Below are 12,711 nucleotides of genomic sequence, written 5' to 3'. Positions count from 1 at the left end.
TTACTCCCGCCAGCTTCTGTCTTCGCGATCGACCAGCCGCACCATTGCATCAAATTCCGGGACGCCCTGTTTCATTGGATCAATCGAAGCCTGCGACAGATTTTCCATATGCTTCCTGATCACGTCTTCGCCGATCATCAACGGCTTGCCCATCGACAAGGTCTGCATCTGGATTTCGCAGGCGCGTTGCAGCACCCAGTGGTTGAGGAACGCTTCTTCCAATGTCCGGCCCATCACCACCGGTCCGTGATTCTCGAGCATCATCATCCGCTTCTTGCCGAGGCTGGCGAGAAAACGCGGGCCTTCATCCTCATGCACCGTGATGCCTTCAAATTTGTGATAGGCGAGGCGCGGCACGATCGCGGCGGCGTAGAAATTGATCGGCTGTAGTCCGCCTTCGACCGAGGATACCGCCATCGTTGCCGTGGTATGCGTGTGGATGATCGCATGGACATCGGGCAGTTCGCGGTGGAACAGGCTGTGCTGGGTAAAGCCGGCCTTGTTGACCGGGAAAGTCGAGCCGTCCAGCGTGTTGCCCTCGATATCGATCTTGACCAGAGTCGAGGCGGTAACCTCGCTGAAATGCAGGCCATAGGGATTGATCAGAAAGGCATCATCCTCGCCGGGCACCTTCAGGGTGATATGGTTGAAAATCATCTCGTCCCAGCCGAGATAGGCGAAAATCCGGTAGCAGGCAGCAAGCCGCTGGCGCGCCTTCCATTCTTCTTCGCTGCAGCTGGACTGGACATTGATCGCGGTGGCCATTTTTCTCTCCTCGAATCGCTTGTATCTTCTCTTGTCGGCCTTCTATAGCAAAGCGGCGGAAACAGGAATGCAAAGCGCCTGTCATTCGCGCATTGAATCGTGTAAAAGCTTGCCTCGGTGCCAAGAAATTGATAGGCGGCGCGAGATTGAAGCAGACTGATTCTGCTGCAAACCCTATTTTTATGGCTTTTACACCAATTCAGGCCAGAAGAAATTGCTTCTGGCCCATTACGAAATTTGAACGGAGTTACTCAGTCTTATGCAAATCATGGTTCGCGATAATAATGTTGATCAGGCCCTTCGGGCGCTCAAGAAAAAATTGCAGCGTGAAGGCGTCTATCGCGAAATGAAGCTTCGCCGGCATTATGAAAAGCCATCCGAAAAGCGTGCCCGCGAAAAGGCTGCTGCCGTGCGCCGCGCCCGCAAGATGGACCGCAAGCGGATGGAACGCGACGGTCTGATTTAAGCGCTTCGGCTCCACAAATATAAGGTAGCCTGCCCATGTCTGTCACGACGGTTCCGATTCATCCCATCAAAAAAGGCTCGCTGACCAAGATCTGGCTCGGCGTGCTGCTGATTGTTGGCGCTGCACTGCTTCTCGCTTATACGGGAACCCAGAATGCCGTCGTAAACGGTTCGACCAACGAACAGTTCCTCGCCGCCAACGCGGATGAGGACGGGGTGGAAACAACCGCATCAGGCCTGCAATATAAGGTGATCAAGCCGGGCGAGGGGGCTTCTCCTACCGCCACCGATACGGCTCTGGTCAAATATGAAGGCACGTTGCGCGATGGCACGGTTTTCGATGCCAATGAGCAAACGCCGATGCCGGTCGGCGGCGTCGTCCCCGGTTTCTCCGAAGCACTGCAACTGATGCAGAAGGGCGGCGAATATCGCATCTGGATTCCTTCCGCTCTGGCTTATGGCGAAGCATCTCCAGGAGAACAGATTCCTTCAAACAGCCTGCTTATTTTTGACGTGACCTTGCTGGACTTTATTTCAGCGGCACAGATGGAAGAATTGCGGTTGCAAATGCAGGCACAGGGCGCTCCCGGTGCTCCACAACTTCCAGGTCAATAGAGTCCGCGGTAAAGTTGTTTTGGAGAGTAGTTCGTGACTGATATTGCATCGGACCAAAAAAGCCCTAAGCCATCCTTCCCGATCAAGGCCTTCTTGATGGGGCTGCTGCTGGGCATCATTCTGGTGGCCGTGCTTGCCACCGCCATTCCAGAAAAAACCAGCCCGACAGAATTTGTACAAGCCGGATGGGAGAAGCTGTTCCCGCCGCCGAGCAATGAAGAATTTCTGGCTGACAATGCGAAGCAGTCCGGCATCGTGCAGACCGCATCCGGCCTGCAATATCAAGTGATCAAGCCGGGCGAAGGCGCTTCGCCTGCCGTCACCGACACGGCTCTGGTCAAATATGAAGGCACATTGCGCGACGGCACGGTTTTCGATGCCAATGAGCAGACGCCAATGCCGGTCGGCGCTGTCGTTCCCGGTTTCTCCGAAGCGTTGCAGCTGATGCAGAAGGGTGGCGAATATCGCATCTGGATCCCGTCGGAACTGGCTTATGGCGAAGCGTCTCCGGGTGAACAGGTTCCGTCGAACAGCCTGCTGATATTCGATGTGACTCTGCTGGACTTTATTTCCGCAGCGCAGATGGAAGAATTGCGGCAGCAAATGCAGGGCGCTGCCGACGGACCACCGCCCGCTCCTTAAGCATATCGGACAGGCGGCTCAGGAGCGTTCGGCTTGCGCGACCGCTTCCGACGCGCGCAGGGCGGACAATATCCGCATCAGATGATGGACATTGTGCACTTCCAGATCGACGTCGAACGTGTGGAATGGACCATCGCGCTGGGACAGGCGCAGATTCAGGATATTGGCATTGTGAAAGCCGAAAATCCCCGCCATTTCGGAAAGTGTTCCTGGCTTGTTGTGCAGCACCACGCATAGCCGGGCGGCTGCGCCATCGCTTTCATTGCCCCAGCTGAGATCCACCCAGTCTGCATCCACGCCATCGGCCAGGCTCTGGCAATCGATGGTATGCACCTCGACATTCTCTCCACTGCGCCGCAATCCGACAATGCGGTCACCGGGCACGGGATGGCAGCATTCGGCCAGATTGAAGGCCACGCCGGGAGTCAGGCCCTTGATTGAGATCGCGCGATCCTGTTCGGGCCACTGCCGCTCGTCATCATTGTCGTGGACACTACCGGGAATGAGCGCTTCCATCACCTCGCGGTCGCTGAGCTGGCGGGTGCCGATCGCCATCATCAGGTCATCCGGATCCTGCATTTCCAGACGCTTCAGCGCCGCCTTGATCGCCCGCTGACCGATCTTGCCGGGCAGCCGTTCGATGATTTCTTCATAAAGTTCGGTGCCAATGGCGACCATCTCGTCGCGCTCCTTGAACCGGACATTGCGGCGAATGGCCGCGCGCGCCTTGCCGGTAATGACGAAGGAAAGCCAGCCCGGCTGTGGTTCCTGCCCCTTGGATTTCAGAATTTCGACGACATCGCCATTTTGCAGCTGGGTACGCAGCGGTACATGCCGGCCATTGACCTTGGCGCCGACCGACTGATTCCCGAGATCGGTGTGCACGGCATAAGCGAAATCGACGGTGGTCGAACCCCTCGGCATTTGCAGCAATGTGCCCTTGGGGGTGAAAGCAAAAATCCGGTCCTGGTACATCGCCAGCCGGGCATGTTCGAGCAATTCCTCTGCATCTTCGGCCTGATCGAGTATCTCGATCAGATCGCGGATCCAGCCGGCCTGACCATCGGGTCGGTTGCCCTGTTTATAGGCCCAATGCGCGGCGAGACCATATTCATTATCCTCGTGCATGCGCTGCGAGCGGATCTGAATTTCGACCCGCATATTATTGCCATGCATGATGGTGGTGTGGATCGAACTATAGCCGTTGCGCTTGGGCGTGGAGATATAGTCCTTGAACCGGCCGGGAACCATTTTCCATTTTTTGTGCAGGATACCGAGCGCGCGATAGCATTCTGCACTATTGTCGGTGACGACCCGGAACGCCATGATGTCGGTCAGCTGTTCAAAGCTGACGTGCCGTTCCTGCATCTTGCGCCATATCGAATAGGGATGTTTCTCGCGCCCGCTGACCTCCGCGACCAGACCGCCGCTCTCCAGTGCCTTCTGGATCGACAGGGAGATTTTATCAACCTGACCTTCGTCCCCTTCCTTGATCGCCTGCAGTCTCTTGGTGATCGTTTCATAGGCTTCCGGTTCCATGTGCTCAAATGCCAGCAATTGCATCTCGCGCATATATTCATACATCCCGATCCGTTCGGCGAGAGGCGCATAAATATCCATGGTCTCATGCGCGATTCTCAGCCGCTTTTCTTCGCTCTTGATGAAATGTAGCGTCCGCATATTGTGCAGGCGATCGGCAAGCTTGACCAGCAGCACCCGGATATCGTCGGACATTGCCAGCAGGAATTTGCGCAGATTTTCCGCGGCCCTCTCATTGTCAGTCTGCGCTTCAATTTTTGAAAGCTTGGTCACGCCATCGACCAGCCGGGCTATTTCTTCACCGAATAATTTGCTGATTTCTTCCGATGTGGTGAGCGTATCCTCGACCGTATCGTGGAGCAGCGCGGTGACAATCGTTTCCTGATCGAGTTTGAGGTCGGTCATCAGACCGGCGACCTCGATGGGATGACTGAAATAAGGGTCGCCGCTGGCACGTTTCTGGCTGCCATGTCTTTGCACGGAAAAAACATAGGCGCGGTTGATCAGATCCTCATCTGCATCGGGATCGTAGGATTTAACCCGCTCCACCAGTTCATATTGTCTGAGCATAGGGTGAAGATGGTGCCCTTTCCGGGCCGGGGCAACAAAAAAGAGCGCCGAAGCCGGCTCTTATATCCGGGGGAACGGAAAAGGAGCTTCGCTTCGGCGCTATGGCTGACCGGCAGCGGCGATTATTCTGGCCGCTATGGGGAGTGAGAGGCCGGTCAGGCGGGGATTGTCAAATCAGTCGTTGCACTTGGCGAGTGCCTCGGCATCGAAGGCCTCGCCTTTATAGGCGAAATTGGCAACCGGGCCGAATTCATCGACGATCTTGGCGCAGATCGTCCGCGGCGCCGAGTTGCTTTCGCCCCCGATACATTCGGTGCCGGCGCAGCGGATGACGGTATCCTTGATAATTTCCTGGGCGGCTTCGACCGGGGCTTGCAATTCTGCAGTATAGGCGATGGCCGTGCTGCGTGCCTCGGCTGTGGTTGCCGTGAACAGGGTGAGGGATGTCAGCGCAGCGATGCAGAAGAACATGGATGCGCGGAGCGGGCTTTGGGAGAGAAGCATGATATTTCCTTTCGTATCAGTCAGTTTCCGGGCCATTTTGGGGCGGCCAGAGGGGAGAATTTTGTGGTTGCAATTTAGGTTGCGAATCAATACTTAGTTTAATAGGTTTTAAGTTGCAACTAAAAACTTATATTTTTTTCGCACTTGCCCAAAAACTGGTTTAGGAATGTAAGCATGGACAAAATCAGAGAAGATCTATCGAGTCTGGCTGGCGGTGAGTGCAGCCTACCCATATCGCTGGAAGTTATCGGCGAGCGATGGTGCTTCATGATATTGCGTGCCGCGCTCAACGGCGTCGGGCATTTTGAGGATTTCCTGTCGGAAATTGGCATCGCCCGGAATATCCTGGCCAATCGGCTGACCCGCATGGTCGAAGCGGGGATCATGACCCGTCGTCCCTGCGATCACGACAAGCGGAAGGTCGAATATCGGCTGACCGACAAGGGGCAGGATCTGCTGCCGACCATGATCGCGTTGCGGCAATGGGGGGAAAGATGGGAAACCGGGGTTCCGTCCAATCCGATATTGTGTGATTCGCGCGATCGTCAGCCAATTGGTCCGATCAGCATGCGGGCGCATGATGACCGGGTCCTTGAAATGGATGACCTGTGCTGGATCGATGAATCAGAATTGAAACCGGATTCCAACGGTGCCAATCGCGATGATATGGTGGTTCGCCATCTCAGGGAAATTGGCGAATCCTCAGCGGCCTGAACCCTCGTTCCGGGCGGCCCTATTCGGTCACGTAAATACTGTTGATCGGTCGGGCCATGACGCGGCGAACCATCGGTTCGAAAAACTCCAGCGGTGCTGTGTCATAGGCTGCATCAAACGCCGTCTGGTCATATTTTGCGCAGAATTCCGCACAATCCTCAAAATGTTCCTGGCCGCGAAACTGCTCGCGCATGTCGCGGTCCTGGCCAAGATAGTGGAAGAAATAATAGCCCTGAAAGATGCCGTGCTTTTCCGCGATCCAATGGTTTTTTTCGCTGACGAAGGGTTTCAGGATTGCCGCTGCAATATCCGGGTGATTATAGGTGCCGAGCGTATCGCCGACGTCGTGCAGCAAGGCCATCACGACATATTCCTCGTCCCGGCCATCGCGATGCGCCCGGGTTGCGGTTTGCAGACTATGTTGCATCCGGTCGATCGGAAAGCCGCCAAAATCCCCGTCGAGCAGTTTCAAGTGATCAAGCACTCGGTCCGCCACCTTGCTGGCAAAGGGACCAAAATGACCGCCAATAATCTGCCAGTCTTCCTGAGTGCCCTCTTCCATGGAAGGGAATTTAGCTCGGACTTCGTTGGGACCACCCATGATATTATCCTTTGGCTGCTGCCGATCTTCAGCCGCATTTTTATCGTCGATAATGCAAATATCTTGGCATTCGGATCGAAAAAAGCAGCGTTTGTCGACTTATTCGTGCAAATGCTAGGCGATTCTTTCCCAAGCGGCAATGCCCCGCTATAGAAAGCGCGATGGTCATGATGGAAATTCGTCCCCAGCCGTTTTTTGGCAACAAGAACCGCGCATTTTGGAACCTGCAATCCGCGGGCTGGGCCGGTGCACTCATTTTGCGCGCGATCGGCGGGATATCCAATGGACTGCCGCTGAGCTTCCTGGTGCCGGTCATTATCTCGACCATTACCGGCTATTCCATCTCCTTGCTATTGTCGGTGGTATACAAGAATTTGATTCACCGCCGTCCGATTGTGACATGGAGCAGTACCGCCGCGATCTTGACGGTTGCGGCAGCGCTCTATGCGTTCATCGACGCCTGGGTTTTTCTCATCCAGAATCCGTTGTCAGAAACCGCGTTCGGGACATTATTTCTGGGCTCGCTGTTCCTCGGCATCATGTTGCTCGGCGCCTGGTCGGCACTTTATTATGCGATTAATTTCTTCCTGCGGGTCGAGGAGCAAAATGATCAGCTGCTGCAGCTCGAAGCGCAGGCGACTCGCGCGCAGCTGGCGATGCTGCGCTATCAGCTCAATCCCCATTTCCTGTTCAATACGCTGAACAGCATTTCGACATTGGTGCTGCTGCGCCAGACCGAACCGGCCAACGCCATGCTGTCGCGCCTGTCCTCCTTCCTGCGCCATACGCTGGTCAACGAGGTCCACAGCCGGGTGACGCTGGCCCAGGAGGTGGAGACCCTGCATCTCTATCTCGACATCGAGAAAATGCGCTTTGAGGAACGGCTGCGGTCCCATTTTGATATCGACCCGGCCGTGCGCGATGCATTATTGCCGTCCTTGTTGCTCCAGCCGCTGGTCGAAAATGCGATCAAATATGCGGTTACACCGCAGGAAGAAGGTGCCGATATTTCGGTTTCTGCTCATCGCGACGGCGACAAATTGCGCATCATCGTGTCGGATACCGGACCCGGGAAAAACGGTGCGACGTCCAGCAAATCCGATTCCACCGGCGTCGGGCTTGGCAATATTCAGGAGCGATTAAACCAGGCCTATGGAGAAGGCGCGATATTTGAAACGCGTTCGTCTCCTGGCGAGGGCTTTTCGGTATTCATCGCCTTGCCATTCGAAACAAGAGAGCAGATCGAGCGGGAAGCGGCGGGCCACTCTGCAACCAACGAACAATTGAGAAACGAAACTATTTTTGGGGAGCATGCAGCCAGTGATGACCATCAGCGGGAACCGATAAACGCGTCGGCGATGGCATCATTTCAGCATAAGGATTTAAAAACATGACGATCAAGACGATATTAGTCGATGATGAAAAGCTTGCCATCCAGGGTTTGCAGATTCGGCTCGAGAAATTTGACGATATCGAGATTGTCGACACCTGCCGCAATGGCCGGGAAGCGATTCGCAAGATCAAGACGTTGAAGCCCGATCTGGTGTTTCTCGACATTCAGATGCCGGGCTTTGACGGGTTTTCGGTAGTGCAGGGGATTATGGAGATCGAACCGCCTCTGTTCATTTTCGTCACCGCTTATTCCGAACACGCGGTCCGTGCCTTCGAGGCCGAAGCGATCGACTATCTGGTCAAGCCGGTCGAGGAAGACCGGCTGGCCGACGCGATCGACCGGGTGCGCAAGCGCCTCTCGGAAAAACGCGGCGGCGCAGAGCTCGAAAAGCTGAAAAATGTGCTCAGTGAAATTGCCCCCGACGCGATGGCCAATATCGAGGATTCCGACGAGCCGGCATCCGCGAATCGCTATGAAAAGCTGATCAATGTCAAAGACCGTGGCCAGATTTTTCGTGTCGATGTCGATACAATCGAACGGATCGATGCCGCCGGCGATTATATGTGCATCTATACAGCCGACAATAGCCTGATCCTGCGCGAAACGATGAAGGATTTGGAGAAACGTCTCGATCCCCGTCATTTTCAGCGGGTGCATCGCTCCACCATCGTCAATCTGAGTCAGGTCAAGGAAGTGAAACCGCACACCAATGGTGAATGTTTCCTGGTATTGGGATCAGGGGCGCAGGTGAAGGTTAGCCGCAGCTACAGGGATGTTGTCGCGCGCTTCGTGCACTAGCCACTAGTCTCGACGACCGCGGAAAAAATCCAACAGCAATTTTGCGGCACTCTCTCCCTCTATTCCGGCATAGACTTCGGGTTTGTGATGGCATGTTGGCGAATCGAAAAACCGGACACCATTGTCTACCGCACCGCCCTTGGCATCATCCGCACCATAATAAAGCCTTCGGAGGCGCGCATTGGCGATGGCACCGGCGCACATGGTGCAGGGTTCCAGCGTCACCCACAGGTCGCAATCTTCCAGCCGGTCATTGCCCAGATATCGGGTCGCCTGCCGAATCGCGACGATCTCGGCATGGGCGGTGGGGTCATGATCGATGCGGGTGCGATTATGACCCTGGCCAATGATTTCGCCATCCTTGACGATAACCGCGCCAACCGGTACCTCATCGACAGCGATTGCCGCATTGGCCAGAGCCAGCGCATCGCCCATGAAGGAAGTATATTTTGCCGCTACCATGTTTATCGACTAGCGCGGAACCGATGCGAAGACCATAGATGAGGCGGTTCACGCAAAATCCCGCCGATATGCTTGACGCCCGGTCCGATTACAGTTAGGTGACCGCTCTTTCCCACTGGGAATCACTCATTAACAAGAAATTGGACGATAGCGATGTCGCGGATTTGCGAACTGACAGGTAAGACTCGGCTGGTAGGCAATAATGTGTCTCATGCCAAAAACCGGACCAAGAAGACATTTTTGCCGAATCTGCAAAATGTGACTCTTTTGTCTGATACACTCGGCAAGGGCGTGAAACTTCGGGTTTCTACGCACGGCCTGCGTTCTGTGGAACATGTAGGCGGCCTCGACAATTGGTTGCTGAAAACCAAGGACGACAAGTTGAGCCTGCGGGTGAAGCGCCTCAAAAAGGAAATCGCGAAAAAGCAGGTTGCTCCCGCTTAAGCGGTCAATCTGATTCGAACGTTGAAAAGCCGGGGCTCGCTCCGGCTTTTTCATTTTGGCGTTTGGCAGCGGGCTTTTTCTGCAGGTCTTTGCCCTTCAGCAGCCGGAATTTGAATAACAGGGATTCCTGCAGCACGCTGAAATTGTCATCCGAAGCGATCCAGACAATCGTTCCATCATCGTCCCGGGTGACGGCCAATGCCTCCATATTGTCGACCTTCAGCGGTGGCTTCAGAGTGGCGATCGGAATGGATGTCACGACTTTTCCCGGCCGGAAATCCTTCAGCTGCGCGATCGACAAAATCGCTGAAAGCCCGTCGAGCGGCGTGAATCGGCGGTGCAGCATCAGGGCTGAGCCATCGTCAAGCAATGTAGCATCGGTCAATTTATAGCCTTTGGGAGGCTGATAACCGAATGCCACGGCCTTGCTGCCCGGCTCGGAAGCATCGGCATCAAAGATAAGCGCCTGATAGCCTCCCTTTGAATATTCTGCCGACTCGGAAAAAACCAGAAAACGACCATCGGGCAATCGGAGCATGGCCTCTGCACCGCCATTGTCGGGCCATTTCTGCATGGCGTCCGGAAAATTCGCGGCCTCCTTGCGGACAAAGGAAGATCCATAGCGCCAGATACTGTGCTGATGCTCATAACCGACCCAAAATTGGCCGGTCTCGGGATCATGGAGAATCGATTCGGAATCCCAATTCAATTTGGCATATTCATTGGGCTTGGCCGGGCCGTCAGGCAGCGGTGCGATGAACGGGCGAAGCGCCCGATGTTTTTTCTCATCCAATGTGAAGCCGACCAGCGTGCCATTGTCGCTGAGCATCAGGAAGCGGTGGTCCGGGAGTGCCAGCATTGATGATATGCCACCGAATTCGCCATTGTCGCTGGTGATTTTCCAGCCGCCGAGATACTCGAGACGACCTGTCTGGGTGCGGGTCGGGTCCTTGGCATCGAAAGCTATCGGTTCGAGCGTGATATATTGGCTGTCATTTGCAGGCGGCACGGGTCCGCGCACATAGGTGACGGGCACGAGGAAGAAGAAGAGCGATAAACATGCGAGCAAACGGGCCATGGCAGGGCGCATAACCGATTCGTTGTTTCAAACATATTCTATTCTGGACGCTCGTGCGCCTCCTGCGCTAGACGCCGGGCAATCTGTCAGGAAAGCACGTTTATGAAAAAAATCTATCCGAATCCGGCCGCCGCTCTCGATGGTCTCTTGTTCGATGGCATGCATCTCTGTGTTGGCGGTTTCGGCCTGTGCGGGATACCGGAAAGGCTGATCGATGCGATCCAGCAGGACGGGGTCAAGGGGCTGACCATCGCTTCCAACAATGCCGGCATTGATAATGAAGGTCTCGGCAAGCTGCTCCGCTCGCGGCAGGTGAAGAAGATGATTGCTTCCTATGTCGGCGAGAATAAGGAATTCGAACGGCAGTTCCTCTCCGGCGAACTGGAAGTGGAATTCTGCCCGCAGGGAACCCTCGCCGAACGCTGTCGCGCCGGTGGCGCGGGCATTCCGGGCTTCTATACCAAGACCGGTGTCGGCACGCAGGTCGCAGAGGGCAAGGAACATAAGGATTTCGATGGCGAAACCTATATTCTCGAGCGCGGCATATTTGCCGACCTCTGCCTGATCAAGGGCTGGAAGGCCGACAAGGCGGGCAATCTGATGTTCCGCAAGACCGCCCGCAATTTCAATGCGCCGATGGCGACTGCCGGCAAGATTTGTGTCGCCGAGGTGGAAGAGATTGTCGAAGTCGGCGAACTGGACCCCGATTGCATTCATTTGCCGGGCATTTATGTCAAACGGCTGATCAACGGCGCGCCTTATGACAAGAAGATTGAATTCCGCATGACCCGGGAGCGCCAAGACGCCTGATGGCTCGACTTCGCTTATCCGTGATCATTCTGGCTACACTGCCGCTGCTCTCTGGCTGCGTCGCGGCGCTGCTGCCGCTGGCGGCGCTGGGAACCATGGGCAAGAATCAGATTGATCGCGTCCAGGCGAAGCGGGAACTGGTTGCGGTCGGTGCCATTGATCTGGCGATGCCGGTTGGTACCGTCACGATCGGACCGGACAGCGAAACTGCGGATGCATTGCCAGGGGCGGCAAAGAAATTCGCTGGACAAGGCGGTGCCACCGGAATTGTCGAAGTCGATCTTGATGAGGAAGCAGCTGATTATATTGCGCAATTTTTTCAGCCGGTCGGTCCGGAAGCTTCGCCTTATGCCGATTTTGCGGCGCATGCCCTGAAACAATCGGCCAGACTTGAAGCGGGAGAAGGTGTTGAGTCGGTGGTGTTGATTCCGCGGGTGGATATTTTCAAGCCGGAAACCATGGCTTGCGAACACAAACCATTGGCCGTGGTCATTGATCTTGATGACGTGACCGGTCGCGACTGGATAAAGGCGGAGACGCTTTATCGGCAAAATGGCCTGATTGAAGTGCTCAACAGTCTGCGAGCGGCGGAAATCAGTGTGATCTGGTTGTCTGATCAACCCGTCACCGCATCCCAGAGAATCTCGGCCATCCTCAACGAGGCCGGTTTTTCGCAATCCGAATCAGATGATTTTCTTTTCCTTGACCGCGGCGCGGAAGATCGCAAACAGGTGCGGCGCTGGGATGCAGCGCGGAACTATTGTATTGTCGCCATGGCGGGCGACGACCGCGCGGATTTTGATGAGCTCTATGACTATTTGCGGGATCCCGACGGTGCGATTACGCTAAATAATATGTTCGATAACGGCTGGTTTCTGACACCGCCTCCGCTCGTGGAAGCGACGGAAGCAGCAAAGCCAGATGACAAAGAAGGATGAATATGCCCTGGACTCGCGATGAAATGGCCGCTCGGGCGGCACAGGAACTGCACGACGGCTATTATGTGAATCTCGGGATTGGTATTCCGACACTGGTGGCCAACCATATTCCGCCAGGCGTTGAGGTCACGTTGCAGAGTGAGAACGGAATGCTCGGCATTGGACCGTTCCCTTTTGAGGACGAGATTGACCCGGACTTGATCAACGCTGGCAAACAGACGATCAGCGAGCTGCCCTCATCTAGCTATTTCAGTTCATCCGACAGCTTTGCGATGATTCGCGGCGGGCATATCGATCTGACCGTCTTGGGTGCGATGGAAATCGCGGAAAATGGCGATATTGCCAACTGGATGATCCCCGGCAAGATGATCAA

General features: G+C 55.3%; 15 protein-coding genes and 1 pseudogene (1 of these 16 running past the window's edge). 10 read left to right on the top strand and 6 right to left on the bottom strand.

The annotated features are described in order from the left end of the window. Positions 1-765, bottom strand: a complete 765-nt coding sequence (locus tag V7665_RS03270) for a class II aldolase/adducin family protein (RefSeq protein WP_335663106.1) — start codon at positions 763-765, stop codon at positions 1-3. A gap of 259 nt (positions 766-1,024) precedes the next feature. Here V7665_RS03270 and rpsU point away from each other — a divergent pair, with 259 nt between their 5' ends. Genes rpsU through V7665_RS03255 form a run of 3 tightly spaced genes read left to right on the top strand, consistent with a single transcriptional unit; the run spans position 1,025 to position 2,487 of the window. Then, positions 1,025-1,231, top strand: coding sequence for a 30S ribosomal protein S21 (rpsU, locus tag V7665_RS03265; protein WP_067197663.1), 207 nt, complete (start codon positions 1,025-1,027; stop codon positions 1,229-1,231). 35 nt (positions 1,232-1,266) lie between these two features. Next, positions 1,267-1,845 (top strand): FKBP-type peptidyl-prolyl cis-trans isomerase, encoded by a 579-nt coding sequence (locus V7665_RS03260; protein WP_335663105.1) that lies wholly within the window; start codon positions 1,267-1,269, stop codon positions 1,843-1,845. A gap of 33 nt (positions 1,846-1,878) precedes the next feature. After that, positions 1,879-2,487 carry an FKBP-type peptidyl-prolyl cis-trans isomerase gene (locus V7665_RS03255; protein WP_335663104.1) on the top strand — a complete coding sequence of 203 codons (609 nt, stop codon included), beginning with the start codon at positions 1,879-1,881 and terminating at the stop codon, positions 2,485-2,487. An 18-nt stretch (positions 2,488-2,505) separates the two neighbouring features. Here V7665_RS03255 and V7665_RS03250 read toward each other — a convergent pair whose 3' ends face one another. Then, positions 2,506-4,596, bottom strand: coding sequence for a RelA/SpoT family protein (locus tag V7665_RS03250; protein ID WP_335663103.1), 2,091 nt, complete (start codon positions 4,594-4,596; stop codon positions 2,506-2,508). Between the two features lie 174 nt (positions 4,597-4,770). Then, positions 4,771-5,100: a CC_3452 family protein gene (locus tag V7665_RS03245; protein WP_335663102.1), complete on the bottom strand. Its 330-nt coding sequence runs from the start codon at positions 5,098-5,100 to the stop codon at positions 4,771-4,773. Between the two features lie 174 nt (positions 5,101-5,274). Here V7665_RS03245 and V7665_RS03240 point away from each other — a divergent pair, with 174 nt between their 5' ends. Further along, positions 5,275-5,814, top strand: coding sequence for a winged helix-turn-helix transcriptional regulator (locus tag V7665_RS03240; protein ID WP_335663101.1), 540 nt, complete (start codon positions 5,275-5,277; stop codon positions 5,812-5,814). Positions 5,815-5,833: 19 nt separating this feature from the next. Here V7665_RS03240 and V7665_RS03235 read toward each other — a convergent pair whose 3' ends face one another. After that, positions 5,834-6,415, bottom strand: a complete 582-nt coding sequence (locus tag V7665_RS03235; RefSeq protein ID WP_335663100.1) for an HD domain-containing protein — start codon at positions 6,413-6,415, stop codon at positions 5,834-5,836. A gap of 161 nt (positions 6,416-6,576) precedes the next feature. Here V7665_RS03235 and V7665_RS03230 point away from each other — a divergent pair, with 161 nt between their 5' ends. Together V7665_RS03230 and V7665_RS03225 are read left to right on the top strand one after the other, a co-directional pair. Further along, the gene (locus tag V7665_RS03230; RefSeq protein WP_335663099.1) at positions 6,577-7,809 is read left to right on the top strand and encodes a sensor histidine kinase; all 1,233 of its coding nucleotides are present in this window, start codon (positions 6,577-6,579) and stop codon (positions 7,807-7,809) included. After that, complete coding sequence (locus V7665_RS03225) at positions 7,806-8,606, top strand: LytR/AlgR family response regulator transcription factor (RefSeq protein ID WP_335663098.1); 801 nt, start codon at positions 7,806-7,808, stop codon at positions 8,604-8,606. Before V7665_RS03230 ends, V7665_RS03225 begins: the two co-directional genes overlap by 4 nt. Before the next feature lie 3 nt (positions 8,607-8,609). Here the strand turns inward: V7665_RS03225 and tadA are convergent, their stop codons facing one another. Next, on the bottom strand, positions 8,610-9,068 hold the full coding sequence (gene tadA / locus V7665_RS03220; protein ID WP_442955161.1) for a tRNA adenosine(34) deaminase TadA: 459 nt from the start codon (positions 9,066-9,068) through the stop codon (positions 8,610-8,612). 153 nt (positions 9,069-9,221) lie between these two features. Between tadA and rpmB the strand changes: the two genes are divergently transcribed. Continuing rightward, positions 9,222-9,512 carry a 50S ribosomal protein L28 gene (gene rpmB, locus V7665_RS03215; protein WP_335663097.1) on the top strand — a complete coding sequence of 97 codons (291 nt, stop codon included), beginning with the start codon at positions 9,222-9,224 and terminating at the stop codon, positions 9,510-9,512. 4 nt (positions 9,513-9,516) lie between these two features. On the opposite strand, the gene V7665_RS03210 is transcribed toward rpmB, so the two are convergent. Next, entirely contained in the window at positions 9,517-10,590 is a 1,074-nt protein-coding gene (locus V7665_RS03210) for an esterase-like activity of phytase family protein (protein ID WP_335663096.1), read from the bottom strand. A 102-nt stretch (positions 10,591-10,692) separates the two neighbouring features. On the opposite strand from V7665_RS03210, the gene V7665_RS03205 reads away from it, so the two are divergent. The 3 genes and pseudogenes from V7665_RS03205 to V7665_RS03195 form a co-directional block, all read left to right on the top strand. After that, positions 10,693-11,400 (top strand): CoA transferase subunit A, encoded by a 708-nt coding sequence (locus V7665_RS03205; RefSeq protein WP_335663095.1) that lies wholly within the window; start codon positions 10,693-10,695, stop codon positions 11,398-11,400. Next, complete coding sequence (locus V7665_RS03200; protein ID WP_335663094.1) at positions 11,400-12,338, top strand: hypothetical protein; 939 nt, start codon at positions 11,400-11,402, stop codon at positions 12,336-12,338. Before V7665_RS03205 ends, V7665_RS03200 begins: the two co-directional genes overlap by 1 nt. Positions 12,339-12,340: 2 nt before the next feature. After that, positions 12,341-12,711, top strand: a pseudogene (locus tag V7665_RS03195) (CoA-transferase); it runs 358 nt beyond the window's last position.

It is taken from the genome of Parasphingorhabdus sp. (assembly GCF_036964675.1).
GTDB lineage: Bacteria > Pseudomonadota > Alphaproteobacteria > Sphingomonadales > Sphingomonadaceae > Parasphingorhabdus.
The sequence above is the reverse complement of the archived record's forward strand: the minus strand, read 5'-3'. Positions and strand labels throughout refer to the sequence as shown.